Genomic DNA, 15,652 nt, shown 5'->3' with positions numbered 1-15,652 from the left:
GGTCGGACCTTGCACGTCCGACCGCCCCCAACTCAAGTCTTGTTCCGCATTTCGGCGATTTCCGGGTCGCGACGGCCCTTGAAATCGCCTCTCAGGGGGCTAGAGCACGCCCAGCATCTCCGCGACCAGCGGGTGACGGACGATGTCGCGGTCGGCCAGGCGGACCACCGCGATGTTCTCGACCGGCTCGAACTTGGCCGACACCTCGGCCAGGCCCGAGATGCCCGGCAGCAGGTCGGATTGGTTCGGGTCGCCGGTCACCACCATGGTCGAGTTCCAGCCCAGGCGAGTCAGCAGCATCTTCAGCTGCATGTAGGTGCAGTTCTGGGCCTCGTCGATCACCACGAAGGCGTTGTTCAGGGTGCGGCCGCGCATGAAGCCGACCGGGGCGATCTCGATGGCGCCCTCGGCCATCAGGGCCCGCATGCGCTTGACCGACAGGCGGTCGCTGAGCGCGTCGTAGAGCGGGCGCAGGTAGGGGGCCAGCTTGTCCTCCATGTCGCCGGGCAGGTAGCCGATCGACTCGCCGGCCTCGACGGCGGGACGCGACAGCACGATGCGGCCGACCTTACCGGCCTCCAGGGCCTCCACGGCCTTGGCGATGGCGATGTAGGTCTTGCCGGTGCCGGCCGGGCCCAGCGCCATGATCAGGTTCTTGTCGTCGATCGCCTCCATCAGGGTCGCCTGGCCCGGCGATTTGGGTTTGATCGTTTTGAGGTAACTCTGGTCCCGATCCTCATGCCCCGGATTGCCCAACGGCGACCAAGCTTGGCGATGCTCCACCGGCAGGCGGCGCACCTTGGCGTCGTCGTCGTAACGGCCGGCGTCGTTCGCGCCTTCGCGCACCATCCGCTTGAGAGCTCGCTTGGTCATGAAAGCCTCCATTCAGGCATGAAAAAAGGACGTGGCCGAATGGCGACGTCCTTGGAGCAGGTGGAGAAGTGAAAAGCGGAGGCGCGTGCGCGGCCTGGCGGTTCGGAGCTTGCCCCCGAAGGCGGTGATGAACGCCCAAACCCCAAAACCGACACCCAAGGTCTCCGTTTACCGGGAGGCCGCGTTCGGCGATCGAGCGCGGCTCGGATACGAGAAGAATGACTCCCGATGTGGGAGTGTTCCCCCTCGAATCGCACAAATACAATGGGGCTCACATGGTTTATGAGCCGTTAAGGCCCTGCCCGCCTTTAGAACACGAGGTGTACGGATGACTGTCTATTCCTTGGGCGCCGCAAGTCCTTCCCTGCCCTCGGACGGCGAATATTGGATCGCGCCCAGCGCCTCGGTGATGGGAAATGTCCTGCTGCGGAAGAATTCCAGCGTCTGGTGGGGCGCAATAGTTCGCGGCGACAATGATCCGATCGAGATCGGCGAGAACAGCAATGTCCAGGACGGCTCTGTACTTCACACCGACGTCGGCAGCCCGCTGACCATCGGGGCCAATGTGACGATCGGCCACATGGTGATGCTTCACGGCTGCACGATCGGCGACGGCTCGCTGATCGGCATCGGTTCGATCATCCTGAACGGGGCCAAGATCGGGAAGAACTGCCTGATCGGCGCCGGCGCCCTGATCACCGAGGGCAAGGAGATCCCCGACAATTCGATGGTGATGGGCGCGCCCGGCAAGGTGGTCCGCGAGATCGGCGAGGGCCACGCCCTGATCCTCCAGGCCTCGGCCCTGCACTATGTCGAGAACTGGAAGCGCTACCGGACCGAGCTGTCCCGCCTGGACTGAGGCGCCGGCGCGACATCAAGCTGCAGCGAAACCTGACGAAGCTTGACGAGGGGCCAGCGTCGCGAGCGCGTATTCGCTTGGCCATTCCGTCTTTCGAAGGACCTGTCCCATGACCCTGCGCGCCCTGCTCGTCACCGCCCTGGCCGCTTCCACCCTGGTCGCGGGTCAGGCCAGCGCCCACGCCAAGCTCGTGGCCTCCGATCCGGCGGCGAACGCCACGGTGGCGGCGCCGAAGACGGTATCCCTGACCTTCAACGAAAAACTCGCGCCGGCCTTCTCGACCTTCGAGATCGCCAGGGCCGACGGCGTGAAGATCCCGGTCAGGACCACGGTCTCCAGGGACCGCAAGACCGTCTCGGGCGCGCCACGCGACAGGCTGGCGGCCGGCGCCTACAAGGTGACCTGGCGCGTGGCGGCGGCCGACGACGGCCACCGCATGGACGGGACCGTCACGTTCACGGTGAAGTAGCCGTGGAAGCGGCGGTCGTCGGTCTGCGCTGGGTCCAGTACGCGGCGAGCTTCGTCCTGACCGGCGGCGCCCTGTTCGCGCTCTACGCCCTGCCGGCGCGCGGACCGTCGAGCGCGGCGGCGCTGGCCTGGCCGCGCCAGGTGCTCGCCGGCTCGGCCGCCATCCTCGTCCTGGCGACGGCGCTGGGCCTGCTGGCCCAGACCGCGGTCGTCGCCGGGTCGCTGTCCGCCGCGCTCGACCCGACGACCCTGGCCTCGGTGCTGACCGACATGGCCATGGGCCCCTCTTCCGTGGCGCGCGGCGTCTGCGCCGCCTTGGCCCTGGGCCTGCTCCTGGGCGTGCGCCCCGGCGTCCCGGCCTGGGTGGCGAGCTCAAGCCTCGGCGCCGTCGCGACCGCCAGCCTTGCCTGGATGGGGCATGGCGCGGCGACCGAGGGCGCAGGCGCGCTGGTCCACCTGGCGGCCGACCTCGCGCACCTGGCCGCGGCGGCCGTCTGGACCGGCGCGATCGTCTTCTTCCTGATCCTGGCCCGGTTCGCCGACAGCACGGATGCGGACGGCCTCGAAGCGTTCCACGGCGCGCTGGCGGGGTTTTCCGGCGTCGGCTCGGCGCTGGTCGCCGTGCTCCTGGCCACGGGACTGATCAACAGCGGGTTCCTGGTCGGGGTGGCGGGCCTGCTCAGCCTCCTTGCGACCCTCTACGGCCGCCTGCTGCTTCTCAAGCTCCTGGTCTTCGCCGCGATGCTGGCTCTGGCGGCGGCCAACCGGTTCCGGCTCACCCCGGCGTTGCGCGGCGGGCTGGACGATCCCGGCCGCTCCGCCGCCGCCATCACCGCGCTCAGGAAGAGCCTCGCCCTGGAGGCGGGCGCCGCCCTGGCCGTCCTGGCCCTGGTGGCCTGGCTCGGGCGCCTGGCGCCCATCTCCTCACTCTAGTCGCTCTAAGCGCCGCCCGCCCCTCACCCGCCGCGGGGAATCATCGCCGAGCCATTCGGTCAGCCGCTTGCGGGCGCGATAGACGCGCGTCTCGACGGTCTTGACGCTGACGCCCAGCAGGTCGGCGGCGGCCTGTTGAGAATAGTCCTCCAGATAGGTCAGGATCAGCGGCTCCTTCAGCTTCGCCGGCAGGCGGGCGATCGCCGCTTCCAGGCGCGCCAGCCGCTGGGCGTGTTCGGCCTGCGCCTCGGGATCAGCGCCCCTGTCGGCGTAGTCGGGCGCCCCCGGCGCGTCGATCGAGCGTTCGCCGAGCACAAGCCGCCGGACCAGCAGCCGCCGGCCGCGATCGCGGCATTTATTGAGCGCGATGGCGCGCAGCCAGGTGGGAAACGGACGGGCTGGATCGTAACGGCCCAGCGCCTTCCAGGCCGACACGAAGCTTTCCTGGACGATGTCGCGGGCCGCCTCGGGGTCGCCGACGTGGCGGCGGGCGAAGGCGAACAGCGCGCCCTTGTGCCGGCGCATCAGCTGGCTGAACGCCGGCTCGTCCCCGGCGGCCGCCCGCCGCGCCAGCTCGGCGTCGTCCTGCTCGCCCGGGGCGGCGGTCACGGCGTGTCGTTCGTCAGGGCCTCGCTGACGCGGCGGTCGAACTTGGCCGCCTGCTCGGGGGTCAGCACCTTGCGCATGGCCAGGACGTGCTGGACGGTCTCCAGCTGCAGCGCCCCCATGGCCGCATGGAAACGCTCCACGGCCGCCTCGACCTGCGGCGTGTATTCGTGACGCGCCTGGATCGCCGCCGCCAGCTGGGCGTTGGCCGCGCGGAGCTCGGTCTCGCGGGCCTTGCGGCGTATGGCGAAATCCCGTTCCAGGGCCTCGAGGCGCCGGTCCTGTTCGGGGGTCAGCTCCAGGTCATGGTGGACCATCGCGTGCAGCGAGGCCGGATGACGGCTCGGCAGCAGGCCGGACGCGCCGATCCACGCCCCGGCGGCGCCCGCCAGCAGGGCCAGGACCACGGTCAGGACGAGGCCGGCGCTGATCCGGGGCATCAGCGGCTCGTCAGGAGGGTCGAAGGCGCCAGATGCGCGTCGACCGAGAACACGGAGATTTCGGCGGGCCGGCGCGCCGCGGCCATGGCGGCGTAGCTGCCGCCGGCCAGACCGATCCCCAGCGCGGCGATGACGCAGGCCGCGCGCAGGGGCAGCAAGGCGCCGGACGAACGCCGGCCGTCGCGAAGGCTGTCGATACGCGACCACACCTCGCCCTCAAGGCCCTGCAAGGCGGTCGTCGGCGCCCGCCGCAGCTCCTCCAACATTCCGTCGAGCGCGTCGCTCATGGCCGATTCCCCTGACCTTCAAGCCCAGACTACGCACGCGCCGCCCTGATCCCTCAAGCGCTGGAGGGCCGGGGGGCGATCGGCCGCTCAGCGCGCGCCCTTGGCCAGCATGGCGTCCATCTGGTCGATTTCGGCCTGCTGCCCCTTGATGATCGCCGCGCACAGCGCCCGGATCTGCGGATCGCGCACGGGAGCCTTGCCGCACATCAGGATCGCGCCCGAATGGTGCGGGATCATCGAGCGCAGGAATTCCCGGTCGCCGATCAGCCATTGCTGACGAATGGCGACGAAACAGACAAGTCCCAGCACCAGGCCGGCGCCGATGAGGGCGTGGTTCAGCCGGGTCTTCGGATACATCATGCTCATCAGGAGCAGTTCGAGGACGACCATCGGCGCCGTCATCAAGCCCGCCATATAGGCCTGGTTGAGGTTGGGCCGGATGCTCGAGGCCTTGTCGACCATGGCGTACATCAGGCCGTACATGACGACGAACGACAGGATCGTCATCACCGCCAGCCTCAGATAGGGCCGGTGACGCCCTTGGGCGTGATGCTCCTGGGAATGGCCTTTCTCCATCGTCGCCTCCGCTATTGCTGCAGCCGTTCAAGGTCTCCATACGGCCCGCATCGCCGACGCCCTCGTTTGCCGACCACTCTGTTGGCGCAGACGCCAGCCAACTGCGCATGTACGTTTTGGACGGCCTCGACGGGCCGCTCCACGAACGCGACTATTTGCGCTATTCCGATCAAACCCAGTCCTTGCAGGCGCGTTCGGACACGTGCGCCAATCATGTCAGCGATCCAAACAATCCAGACAGTGACTCCAGATGCGCATCCTAGGTCCCCGGTTTGCTGGCTCACCGGTCTTGGCGATCGGTCTGATGTGCGCCGCCCTGGCCTCCCCTAGCTTGGCCCAAGCGCCGCGATTGCCGCTCCCGGTCGGCGAAACTCAATCACCGACCTGGGAGCAAGTGAAAAACCTCTACCGATGCGAAGATCGCGAGGTCGGCCTTGAGCTTCTCGGTCAGGACGGCAAGGTCGAGCTTAGCCGATACACGATAGACGGGCGCGCCATCAGCGAGGATCAGCGCGTTCGGATCAACCTGCGCCTGGCGGCTTTAGGGCGCCTCGGCGATGTGTCGCTATCCTGCGGGAAGGGGTTCGAGCTCATTTCGATCGGAGGCGACAGCCCCCGTGGCCCGCACTCGCCCGCCCGGGTGAACCTGCGAGTCGTTGGCGGCCATCTGGCGGACTAAAACCTTAGGACACCTCGTAGGGGGTCGAGGGCCGCATACCGCCAAGGACGAGGTCGCTTGATGCGGACCAAAGGGATTCAACCGGCTCGAGCGGCCCATCACCCCTGAGAGGATCGTTCAGGCGGCCAGCTAGTCGGTCGGGCTCGCTGACAGCGCGCTGAGCGACCCGCAGGTCCACACCAAGCCCTCCAGCTTCCCAGGTGAAAAGAATTTCCGCGTCGAGCTGGCGCGCCAGGCTTCTCACCAGCCGCGAGCCGAACCCAGTCCGCGCGGGGGCCGCGACCGGCGGACCGCCATGTTCCTGCCAGCTCAGCGACCAGCCGGCCAGCGTTCCGCTCCAGCGCACGTCCACGACGCCGTCGGTCACCGATAGAGCGCCGTACTTGGCCGCGTTGGTCGCCAGTTCGTGCAGGATCATGCTGAGGGGCTGCATTTGTTCGGCGCTGAGCGGAACCTCGTCGCCCGAAAGATGAAGGCGCGAGGCGGCGACGACCGAGGACAGCAGCTCGTCGCGCACGACCTGACCGATCGAGCCGCCCCGCCACTGGCTCTTGGCCAAGGCGGTCTGGGCGCGGGCCATGGCTTCGACCCGCCCCTGCAAGGCGGATCGGAAGGTCTCGACATCGGGTGCATCGGTCAACCGAACGACCGACTGGATCACGGCTAGGGAGTTTCTCGCCCGATGGTCGACCTCGCGCATCAGGAGGTCGCGGGCTTCCTCGACAGCCTTGCGCGCGGTGATGTCCACCGCCGTGCCCGTCACGCGCATGCAGCGCCCCTCGGCGTCGAACAGCCCCCGCCCCTTGGCCGCCACCCAGCGGACGGCCCCGTCGCTGGCGCCGATCGTGCGATATTCCACGTCGTAGAGGGCGCGAAGAGCGGGATCCGAGGCGGCTGCATAGGCGAGCGTCGTGGCCTCCAGGTCCTCGGGATGAAGACCCGCGTAGAAGTCGGCCATGGAGACGGGCTGGTCCAGCGGAACCCCGAACAGGCCGCGCACCCGATCGTCCCAGTAGAGCGCGCCCCCGCCGCCTTCCACGTCCCACAGGCCGACCTCGGCGAATTCAGTGGCCAGGCGCAGGCGGGTCTCGCTCTCGGCCAGGGCCCGCTCGGCCGTCAGGCGCTTGGTGATATCGCTGATGATCGCGTAGACGCCCACGACCTCGCCGGCCGCGGCGCGGCGCGGCACATAGTCGACATGAACGTCGCGCTGGCCGCCATCGGGATAGGCCATCTGGCTTTCGAAGCTCATCGGCTCTCCGGCCAAGGCCGCGCGTAGACGGGTCGCCACGCCGGCATAGGCGCTGGGACCCAGCACCTCCTCGACCGATCGGCCAAGGAGAGCCTCCGGGGACCGCCCGAACCAGGTTTGGTAGGTCTGGTTCACGAACCGGTAGCGCTGATCGCGGTCGATGTAGGAGATCAGCAGGGGCGCGGCGTCGGTGATCCGCCGGAGTTCCTCTTCGCTGTTGCGCAGGTCGGCTTCGGCCCCCACTCGCTCGACGAAGGCCCAGGAACGCTCGGTGACCTCGCGCACCAGGGCCAGTTCGCGGTCGGTCCAGACGTGCGGGCCGGCGTGGTGGACGGCCATCAGGGCCCGCAGGCGCCCGTCACGCACCAGCGGCATGCAGATGGTCGAGCCGATGCCGATCGCCTGAAAGGTCGCCGCTTCCGCCGGCGCGATCTCGACGCGATTGTCGTTGATGACCAGCGGCGCGCCCTTGCGAAGGTTCTCCACCGCCAGCTTGCCGAAATCGGCCAGTCGGTAGCGGCCCACGATCGACGGCGAGCCCGGCGCCGACCAATCACCCCGTATGGTGAAGCCGTCCTGGTCGTCGTCCATGTCCGCATAGGCGCAGATCGCCACCGCCATCTGCTCGCCCAGCATCCGGGTTGTCATGTCCATCACCGCGTCGGCGCTGGCCAGGCTGGTCGTGGCCCGGGTCAGGCGGTCGAGGAACAGCAGGGTCCGCTCGCTCTCGTATCGCCCTGCCCGCTCGATCGCCGCCGAGGTGGTTTCCACGCACACGCACAGCACGCCGGGGATCGCCTCGCCCATCGGGATGGGGCTGTAGGAGAAGGTGAACCAGGCCGGTCCGGAGGCTTCGGCCCGGTGCAGGGCGACTTCGAGATCCTCGAAGAAGCTGGCCTCGCCGGCGAAGGCCTTGTCGATCACCGGCTCGATCTGGCCGCGGACTTCCGGCCAGACCGCCCAGAACGAACGCCCCAGGGCGTCGGGGTGCTTAGGGCCAAGCACCGCGCGATAGGCGTCGTTGTAGATCATCGCCCGCGAGGGTCCCCACAGGAGGAACATCGGAAAGGCCGCGTTCAGGAGGACCTCGACCTGTTGGCGCAGCGGTGCGGGCCAGGCTTCCACCGGCCCAAGATGGTCCTTGAACCAGGCATCGGTCGCCAGGCGATCGGCGACGTCACCGCGCGCCGCGAGTGGAGGATGGCGAGAGCTGGTCAATGGCTAATCACCCAGGACGAGGTCATGCGACACGGGTCCCCGCGAGGCCCCGACCGGTGACAACGCCAAAGCCAAGCTGGAGTTGCCGCCGGGGGCCGAGTCGCCGCGCGGGTTAGTGGCCGCCCTCGACCCAACCGACGCCAGCGGCGCGGAAGCCTTCCGCCAGCGCCGCTTCGAGATCCAGGGACTCCCATCGCCGCATGGGATTGAGATGCCCGACCATGTCGGGCAACAGCCGGACGCCAAAGCGACGGGCGGCGCTGCTGGATTTGTATCCGGCCTTGTGCTGGTCGAAGCGCAGATCGGGATCGCGCGCGGTCTGGCCGACATAGAGGCCCCAAGGCTCGGCCCGCCGTGGATCGTGCAGCAGGACGACGTACACCGAATGCTTGGCGCCGGGGGCGCGGCGCGTCGTGGCCTTGAACGCGCGGGCGACGCCCAGCGCCCGGTCTATCCAGTGGGGGCCAGGATCGCGCAGCATCGCGTCAGGCTATGAGCGGGAGCGTTTGGGCGCCAGTCGCAGAAGGCTTGAGCGCGCGATGGGCGCGCAACATCCGGCAAGTCACGAACAAAGGCGCGAAGGCCCCTCCCCCGAGGGTCAGGAAAGCCGAGGACTTGCTGCTTCCGGCTCGAGACTGGCGGCGAGCACTTCATCCATCGCCGACAGTAGCCGGGCCGCCTCGATGGGCTTGCCCAGATGACGGTCGGCCCCGGCTTCGAAGCTCGCGCGCAGGTGTTCGGGCAGGACATTGGCGGTCAGCATGATCAGCGGACAGGCCCGTTGATTCAAGCGCCGCTCAAGGGCGCGGATTTCCCGCGTCGCGCTCAGCCCGTCCATGACCGGCATCTGCATGTCCATCAACACCAGGTCGAACGGCTCGGCGGCAAAGGCCTCAAGGGCTTGACGACCGTCGCACACCGACACCAGGTCCACGCCGATCTCCCCGAGGATCAGTTCGATGACCTTGCGGTTGACCGGGTGGTCCTCGGCCAGGAGGACCCGGATGGCGCCATGGCGCTGAGCCGGCGTTTCAGGCGCCTGGAGGGCTGTGGCCGTGGCGAGGGGCAGCTCAAAGGCGAACGAAGAACCCTCGCCGACCACCGAAGCTGCCGCCAGTTCACCGCCCATGGCCCGGACCAGTTCGACACAGATCGACAGGCCAAGGCCCGAGCCGCCATAGCGGCGGGTTATGGAGTCGTCAGCCTGGGCGAAGCGGTCGAAGATCCGTGTCCTGGCCGCGGCGTCGAAGCCAATGCCGGTGTCGCGAACCGCGAACGCCCAACCGCCGTCGCTTGGCGTACAATCGAGCCGCACCGTCCCCGCATGCGTGAACTTGACCGCGTTGCTGAGCAGATTGCCGACCACCTGGCGCAGCCGCACGGGATCACCCACGACCCAGTGCTCACCCAAGGGAGCGGCGACCTCGTAAGCAAGGCGCTTGGCCTCGGCCGCCGGACGGTGCAGGTCCGCGACCTCGCGCACCAGGCCGGCGAGCTCGAACGGATCGTGCGAGATCCGCATCGCCCCCTCTTCCGAGCGCGCCAGGTCCAGGACGTCGCTCAGCAGCGCTTCGAGCGTTCGAGCCGCGCCGGTCATCGCCCTGAGAATGTCGGCCTGGTCCTCGGCCAGGCGGGTGCGGGACAGCACGTCTCCCAGGCCCAGGATGCCGTTCAGCGGCGTGCGGATCTCGTGGCTCATATTGGCCAGGAAGCGCGTCTTGGCTTCGCTGGCCACCCGCGCCTGATGCAGGGCCTCGCGGTCCGAGATATCGCGAACGATGGCGCCGACCATGATCCGGTCGTTGTCGCGCCACGTCGACAGCGACAGGCTGGCCGGAAATTCCTGGCCGTCACGGCGTAGGGCCGGGACCTCGACGGCGCCGCTAAGGGTCGGACGCCCGCCATTGCACAGGCGTGCGAACCCTCGATCATGGCCCGCCCGCATCTGTGGCGGGATGATCATCCGCAAGGGCTGGCCCAGGGCCTCGCGCGGGCTGTAACCAAATATGGCTTCGGCCGCGGCGTTCCAATGCATGATGACCTGGTTCTCGTCGACGATCAGAACCGCGTCTGAGGTGCCGTCAAACAGCTGCGACAGGAAGAGCTTCTCACGACGCGTTTCCAGGCGCTCGCCGACGATCCGAGCCAGGAGCTCCAGCTGGGCGAGCTGAGCTGCGATGAAGGCGCGCGGAGCGAGGCTGGTGACGCAGACCGCGCCCACCACATGGTCTTGGACAATGATCGGCGCACCGGCATAGGCGCCGACATAGTCGATGTGGGCGAAATCGGCGTGCTGGCGAACGTCCTCCAGGACGAACGCGCGTCCGGTTCGAACCACATGGTCGCAAAAGGCGTCGGACCTGGGCAGACGCCGGGCCGGAACGCCGTCGGCGGCCTTGAACCACACCTGGTCGGCGTCGACGAAGGACACGAACCCGGCGTCGGCGGCCGCCGCCGCCCGTGCGGCTTCGGCGATCAAGTCGAACGCCCGCTGCCGCGCCGAACTCGCGAGCCCGAGCGACTGCAGGATGGCGATGCGTTGGTTCTCGTCGGAAAATTCGGTCTGATCCAACCCGGCCCCTCCATGGCCGAGTATTGTGCGCGGCGAAGGTTTGAGCAAACCCTTGTGGTCTTGTGAGGTTGATTGTCGCAGCGGCCGCGAGGGGCGAATTCGCTTGCGCGTCCACTTTTGTGATCGGCTCTCGACGCGATCGCCATATGAGGCGTTGATCGTCCATGAGAACACCAGACGCCACCTCCCATTACGACGTCATCATCGTGGGCGCGGGCCCGGCGGGTCTGACGGCGGCGACGTATCTTGGCCGGTTTCGTCGCAAGGTGCTGATCCTCGACGGCGGCTCCCCGCGCGCCAGCTGGATTCCCGAGAGCCACAATACGCCGGGGTTCCCCCGCGGCGTCGGCGGTCCGGCTCTGCTGACCGAGATGGGCCGGCAGGCTCGCCTTTACGGGGCCGAACGCCGGATGGGCCGCGCGCGGACCCTCGAACGCGCCGGCGCGGGATTTGAACTCACGCTCGACGCAGACGCAGACGCACCAGAGTCCCCGCCCCTCATCGCCCGCTTCGTGCTGCTGGCGACCGGTGTCGTCGACCGCCTGCCCGATCTGCCAGGCGTCGAGGCGGCCATCCGCGCCGCCAAGGTCCGCATGTGCCCGATCTGCGACGCCTACGAGGCCATCGACCAGAAGATCGCCGTGCTTGGCGAGGGAGACCTCGGCGCGCGGGAGGCCGCGTTCCTGACCACCTACTCCAAGACCGTGACCCTGCTTCATCTGGGTCCGTTGTCGACCCTCGGCCAACCTGGCGCGCTGAAAGCCAAGGGCGTCGAGATCCTGCCTATAGCGCTTTCGAATCTCTCGCTGGCGCCGGACCGGATCGAAGCCAACCCGGCGAGCGGGGCGAGCCGCACCTTCGATTGTCTCTATCTGGCGCTGGGCTGCGAGATGCAAAGCCGCTTGGCGGTGCAGTGGGGCGCGGCGCACGACGCCGAGGGCAACCTGATCGTAAACGCCCACCAGGAGACCTCAATCGAACGGCTCTACGCGGCGGGCGACGTCGTGCGCGGCCTCAACCAGATCGCCGTCGCCACAGGCGAAGCGGCCATCGCCGCCACTGACATCCATAAGCGGCTGCGAGAACTGGATGGCTGACGGCATTTCACGGAACGAGGAAACCTTGGCTTTGGCTTGGGGGTTATCACCCGGCGGGTGGTCGAAAGGCGACCGTCAGCGCCCGGCGACCCACCACCAGGAGCGTTCATGCCAATCGACGTCGCGCCGCCAAGGACAGAACCCCGGATCGCCACCGGCGTGCCGGGCCTGGACGAAATCCTGGGCGGGGGCCTGACGCGCGATCGGATCTATCTCGTCGAGGGCACGCCCGGTTCGGGCAAGACGACCCTAGCCCTGCAGTTCCTGCTCAAGGGGCGGGAACTTGGCGAAAGCGGCCTTTACATCACCCTGTCCGAAACCGAGCACGAGCTGCGCGCCGCCGCCGCCAGCCACGGCTGGTCGCTCGACGGGATCGATCTTTTCGAGTTGGTCAGCGAAGAGGGCCTGGACCCCGACAGCGAGCAATCCGTGCTCCACCCTTCCGATGTCGAACTGGGCGAGACAACGCACGGCGTCATGCGTCAGGTCGAAGCAAACAAGCCGATGCGGGTGGTGTTCGACAGCCTGTCGGAGATGCGCCTGCTGGCCCAGAACCCGCTGCGCCACCGCCGGCAGATCCTGGCGCTCAAGCACTTCTTCTCGACCCGCAACTGCACGGTGCTGCTACTCGACGACCAGACCGCAGAGCACGGCGACCTTCAGCTTCACAGCATCGCCCACGGCGTGATCAGCCTGCAGCGCACGCCCCAGGAATACGGCTCCCAGCGGCGTCGGCTGGAAGTGATCAAGATGCGCGGCATCAAGTATCGCGGCGGCTTTCACGATTTCGAACTGGACACAGGCGGCATCAGGGTCTTCGAGCGCCTGGTCGCCGCCCATCACCATGCCACGTTCACGTACGAAACGGTGTCGACCGGCGCGCCGGGCCTGGACACCCTGATCGGCGGCGGCCTCTCGCGCGGCACCAACACCCTGATCAGCGGCCCGTCCGGCGTGGGCAAGACCACGACGGCCGTGCGCTGCGCGCTCACGGCGCTGGAGCGCGGCGAGAAGGTCGCCTACTACCTGTTCGACGAAGGACTGCCGACGCTGCTCGCCCGCTCCAAGGCGCTGGGCATGGACTTGCAGCCATTTCTCGACAGTGGGCATTTGCTGATCCGGGCCATCGATCCAGCCGAACTCTCGCCAGGCGAGTTCGCCTGCAACGTCCGCGAGGCCGTCGAAAACGTCGGCGTGGGGCTGATCGTGATCGACAGCCTCAACGCCTATCTTCAGGCCATGCCGGGACAAAAGTTCCTGCTGCTGCAGATGCACGAGCTGCTGACCTACCTCAACCAGCAGGGCATGGTGACCCTGCTGATCCTCGGCCAGCACGGCTTCATCGGGGAAGTGCGGACCGACATCGATCTCAGCTACCTTAGCGACAGCATCCTGCTGTTCCGGTTCTTCGAAGCGGCGGGGTCGGTGCGCACGGCGATTTCGGCCGTCAAGAGCCGAACGAGCGAACATGAGAAGACCATCCGCGAGATTCGTCTGACCGAGGATGGGATCGAGGTGGGGCAGGCGCTGATCGACTTCCAGGGCGTGATGTCGGGGCTTCCCGCCTACGAGGGAAAGATCGCGATGCTTGGCGATCAGGATCCGTCCACGGATGGATGAGCGCATACTGGTCTTGGCGCCGCGGGGGCGAGACGCACCGGTCATCGCCGAAACGCTCGCCGGCCTGGGACATCACACCGTCATCTGCGCGGACCTGCCGGTCTTGACCCGAGCCTTGCAGGAGGGCGCGGGGGCGGCGATCCTCACCGAGGAAGCCCTGGCGCAAGACGCGACCGAGACCTTGAACGCCTGGCTGTCCGCCCAGCCGCCATGGTCGGACTTCCCGTTTATCGTGCTGGTCACCAAGCAGGCCGGCAAGCGCGCCCGGGCCGACGCGGACCGCCTGCAGGCCATGGGCAACATCGTCCTGCTCGAGCGCCCGATCAACGCCGAGACCCTGATCAGCGCGGCCGCCTCCGCGCTTCGAGCGCGCCGTCGCCAATACCGCGCCCGCGACCAACTGACCGACCAGGCCAAGGCCGAAGCCCAACTTCGCTTCGCCCTCGACGCCGGCCATCTGGGGGCCTGGGATCTCGACCTCGACAGCCGCGGGCTGACGACCTCGCAACAGACCAAGGCCCATTTCGGCCGCGCGGCCGACGAGCCGCTCACGCTCGACGACATCGAAGCGGCGGTGCATCCGCAGGACGCCGCCCGGCGCCTGGCGGCCTTGGAGACCTCGATCGCCGAGGGCGGCGACTACGACGTCGAGTACCGGGTGACATGGCCCGATGGCAGCCTGCACTGGCTGCAGGTTCGCGGTCGCCTCAACCTTCATACGCCGGGCCAGGCGCGACGCATGTCCGGTGTGATCCTTGACGTCACCGACGCCAAGACGGCGGAGGCGGCCTTAAGGGCGATGAACGAGACGCTGGAGCGTCGCGTCACTGAAAGCGTACGCGAACTCCAGCATTCCAACGCCCGGCTCCTCGAGGAGATCGGCGAACGCGAACAGGCTCAGGCCGCCCTGGTGCAGGCCCAGAAGATGGATGCGATCGGCCAACTGACGGGCGGCATCGCGCACGACTTCAACAACCTGCTGACCGCCATCGTCGGCAACATCGACATGATCGAGCGGCGCAGCGATGATCCGCGCGTCCAGCGGATGGCGGCCAACGCCCGCGAGGGGGTGGAGCGCGCCACCAAGCTCACCGCGCAATTGCTTGCCTTCTCCCGCAGCCAGCAGCTCGACCTGCAGCCGGTGGAGGTCGACGCCCTGATCACGGGCATGGGCGACCTCCTGGCGCGAACCTTGGGACACACCGTCGAGATCCGCACCGACCTGCGCGCGGGCGCGGCGCGCGCCAACGCCGATCCCAACCAACTGGAGCTGGCGATCCTCAATCTCGCGATCAATGCGCGGGACGCGATGAGCGACGGCGGGACCGTCACGATCGCGAGCCGCACGGCCGACGGTTGGCGCGAAGGCCTCAAGCCCGGATACTACGTGGTCATCACGGTCGCCGACACCGGCCACGGCATCCCCGCCGATCTGCTGCAGAAGGTGTTCGATCCGTTCTTCACCACCAAGAGCGTGGGCAAGGGCACCGGCCTGGGCCTTAGTCAGGTGTACGGCATAGCAACCCAGTCCGGCGGCACGGTGCGGGTCGAAAGCACGGTCAATGTCGGCACGACGATCCAGGTCTGGCTGCCGGTTAGCGACGCCGCCGAGCGTCTGCGCCCGAGCGATGCGCCCTCCAGCGAAACCCCGCTCAGCCAGGGCGAGCGGGTGCTGGTGGTCGATGACGACCCGGGCGTGCGCCAGTTCATCGTCCAGTGCCTGAGGTCCCTGGGCTACACCGTCACGGAAGCTGCTGGTGGCCAGGCCGGACTCGACCGCATCGCAACCGATCGGCCGGATCTGATGGTGGTGGATTTCGCCATGCCGGGCGTCAACGGCGCCCAGGTGGCGACCGACGCGCGCAAGGCCTTCCCGACCTTGGCTGTGCTTCTGGTGACCGGGTACGCGGACGCGCAGGCCATCAAGGACCTCGTCAAGTCCGAGGCTGTGCTACGCAAACCTTTCAAGGTCAGCGACCTGGCCGTCTCCGTCCGACGCGCCCTGGAGGAGGCCGCAAGGGTTCTTGACTACTCCCCTTAGCCGACGGTCAGGCAGGTACGCGCCAGGAGCGGACTTTGGCGTGGTGCGGGAAAGACGATCGTCAGGCGGTGCGCCCTCGGCAACAATCGTCGCCAACGAACACCGCCGAATCAACGGTGTTCATGGACTTT

Annotated in this window: 15 protein-coding genes; 7 read left to right on the top strand and 8 right to left on the bottom strand. The window is 68.0% G+C overall.

Annotation, left to right across the window (positions count from 1 at the left end):
• Nucleotides 1-99: 99 nt before the first annotated feature.
• Nucleotides 100-885: a PhoH family protein gene (locus G3M57_RS05610; protein WP_156402167.1), complete on the bottom strand. Its 786-nt coding sequence runs from the start codon at nt 883-885 to the stop codon at nt 100-102.
• Between the two features lie 316 nt (nt 886-1,201).
• Between G3M57_RS05610 and G3M57_RS05605 the strand changes: the two genes are divergently transcribed.
• From G3M57_RS05605 to copD, 3 genes are all read left to right on the top strand, one after another.
• Nucleotides 1,202-1,732 (top strand): gamma carbonic anhydrase family protein, encoded by a 531-nt coding sequence (locus tag G3M57_RS05605; protein WP_163229314.1) that lies wholly within the window; start codon nt 1,202-1,204, stop codon nt 1,730-1,732.
• Between the two features lie 109 nt (nt 1,733-1,841).
• The gene (copC, locus tag G3M57_RS05600) at nt 1,842-2,201 is read left to right on the top strand and encodes a copper homeostasis periplasmic binding protein CopC (protein ID WP_163229312.1); all 360 of its coding nucleotides are present in this window, start codon (nt 1,842-1,844) and stop codon (nt 2,199-2,201) included.
• A 2-nt stretch (nt 2,202-2,203) separates the two neighbouring features.
• Nucleotides 2,204-3,133: a copper homeostasis membrane protein CopD gene (gene copD, locus G3M57_RS05595; protein ID WP_163229310.1), complete on the top strand. Its 930-nt coding sequence runs from the start codon at nt 2,204-2,206 to the stop codon at nt 3,131-3,133.
• Here the strand turns inward: copD and G3M57_RS05590 are convergent.
• From G3M57_RS05590 to G3M57_RS05575, 4 genes are all read right to left on the bottom strand, one after another.
• Nucleotides 3,125-3,742, bottom strand: a complete 618-nt coding sequence (locus tag G3M57_RS05590) for an RNA polymerase sigma factor (protein WP_230983958.1) — start codon at nt 3,740-3,742, stop codon at nt 3,125-3,127. The two genes, copD and G3M57_RS05590, sit on opposite strands and share 9 nt — an antisense overlap.
• Nucleotides 3,739-4,179 carry a periplasmic heavy metal sensor gene (locus tag G3M57_RS05585; protein WP_163229308.1) on the bottom strand — a complete coding sequence of 147 codons (441 nt, stop codon included), beginning with the start codon at nt 4,177-4,179 and terminating at the stop codon, nt 3,739-3,741. Before G3M57_RS05585 ends, G3M57_RS05590 begins: the two co-directional genes overlap by 4 nt.
• Entirely contained in the window at nt 4,179-4,466 is a 288-nt protein-coding gene (locus tag G3M57_RS05580) for a hypothetical protein (RefSeq protein ID WP_163229306.1), read from the bottom strand. The genes G3M57_RS05585 and G3M57_RS05580 overlap by 1 nt, the downstream gene beginning before the upstream one ends.
• An 87-nt stretch (nt 4,467-4,553) precedes the next feature.
• Complete coding sequence (locus G3M57_RS05575; protein ID WP_163229304.1) at nt 4,554-5,042, bottom strand: DUF305 domain-containing protein; 489 nt, start codon at nt 5,040-5,042, stop codon at nt 4,554-4,556.
• Between the two features lie 289 nt (nt 5,043-5,331).
• Between G3M57_RS05575 and G3M57_RS05570 the strand changes: the two genes are divergently transcribed.
• Nucleotides 5,332-5,721, top strand: a complete 390-nt coding sequence (locus G3M57_RS05570; RefSeq protein ID WP_163229302.1) for a C2 domain-containing protein — start codon at nt 5,332-5,334, stop codon at nt 5,719-5,721.
• 4 nt (nt 5,722-5,725) lie between these two features.
• On the opposite strand, the gene G3M57_RS05565 is transcribed toward G3M57_RS05570, so the two are convergent.
• From G3M57_RS05565 to G3M57_RS05555, 3 genes are all read right to left on the bottom strand, one after another.
• Nucleotides 5,726-8,191 (bottom strand): PAS domain-containing protein, encoded by a 2,466-nt coding sequence (locus tag G3M57_RS05565; RefSeq protein WP_163229300.1) that lies wholly within the window; start codon nt 8,189-8,191, stop codon nt 5,726-5,728.
• Nucleotides 8,192-8,303: 112 nt separating this feature from the next.
• On the bottom strand, nt 8,304-8,672 hold the full coding sequence (locus tag G3M57_RS05560) for a GIY-YIG nuclease family protein (RefSeq protein ID WP_056754101.1): 369 nt from the start codon (nt 8,670-8,672) through the stop codon (nt 8,304-8,306).
• Nucleotides 8,673-8,789: 117 nt separating this feature from the next.
• Nucleotides 8,790-10,937 (bottom strand): hybrid sensor histidine kinase/response regulator, encoded by a 2,148-nt coding sequence (locus G3M57_RS05555; RefSeq protein ID WP_163229297.1) that lies wholly within the window; start codon nt 10,935-10,937, stop codon nt 8,790-8,792.
• Between G3M57_RS05555 and G3M57_RS05550 the strand changes: the two genes are divergently transcribed.
• The 3 genes from G3M57_RS05550 (at nt 10,928) to G3M57_RS05540 (ending at nt 15,521) form a co-directional block, all read left to right on the top strand.
• Complete coding sequence (locus tag G3M57_RS05550; protein ID WP_163229295.1) at nt 10,928-11,860, top strand: NAD(P)/FAD-dependent oxidoreductase; 933 nt, start codon at nt 10,928-10,930, stop codon at nt 11,858-11,860. The two genes, G3M57_RS05555 and G3M57_RS05550, sit on opposite strands and share 10 nt — an antisense overlap.
• Before the next feature lie 108 nt (nt 11,861-11,968).
• Nucleotides 11,969-13,480 carry an ATPase domain-containing protein gene (locus G3M57_RS05545; RefSeq protein WP_163229293.1) on the top strand — a complete coding sequence of 504 codons (1,512 nt, stop codon included), beginning with the start codon at nt 11,969-11,971 and terminating at the stop codon, nt 13,478-13,480.
• The gene (locus G3M57_RS05540) at nt 13,473-15,521 is read left to right on the top strand and encodes a hybrid sensor histidine kinase/response regulator (RefSeq protein ID WP_163229291.1); all 2,049 of its coding nucleotides are present in this window, start codon (nt 13,473-13,475) and stop codon (nt 15,519-15,521) included. The genes G3M57_RS05545 and G3M57_RS05540 overlap by 8 nt, the downstream gene beginning before the upstream one ends.
• The last annotated feature ends 131 nt before the right edge of the window (nt 15,522-15,652 follow it).

This window comes from Caulobacter rhizosphaerae (assembly GCF_010977555.1).
GTDB classification, from domain to species: Bacteria; Pseudomonadota; Alphaproteobacteria; order Caulobacterales; family Caulobacteraceae; genus Caulobacter; species Caulobacter rhizosphaerae.
Note: the sequence above shows the minus strand (reverse complement) of the source record. Positions and strands in the feature narration are given on the sequence as shown.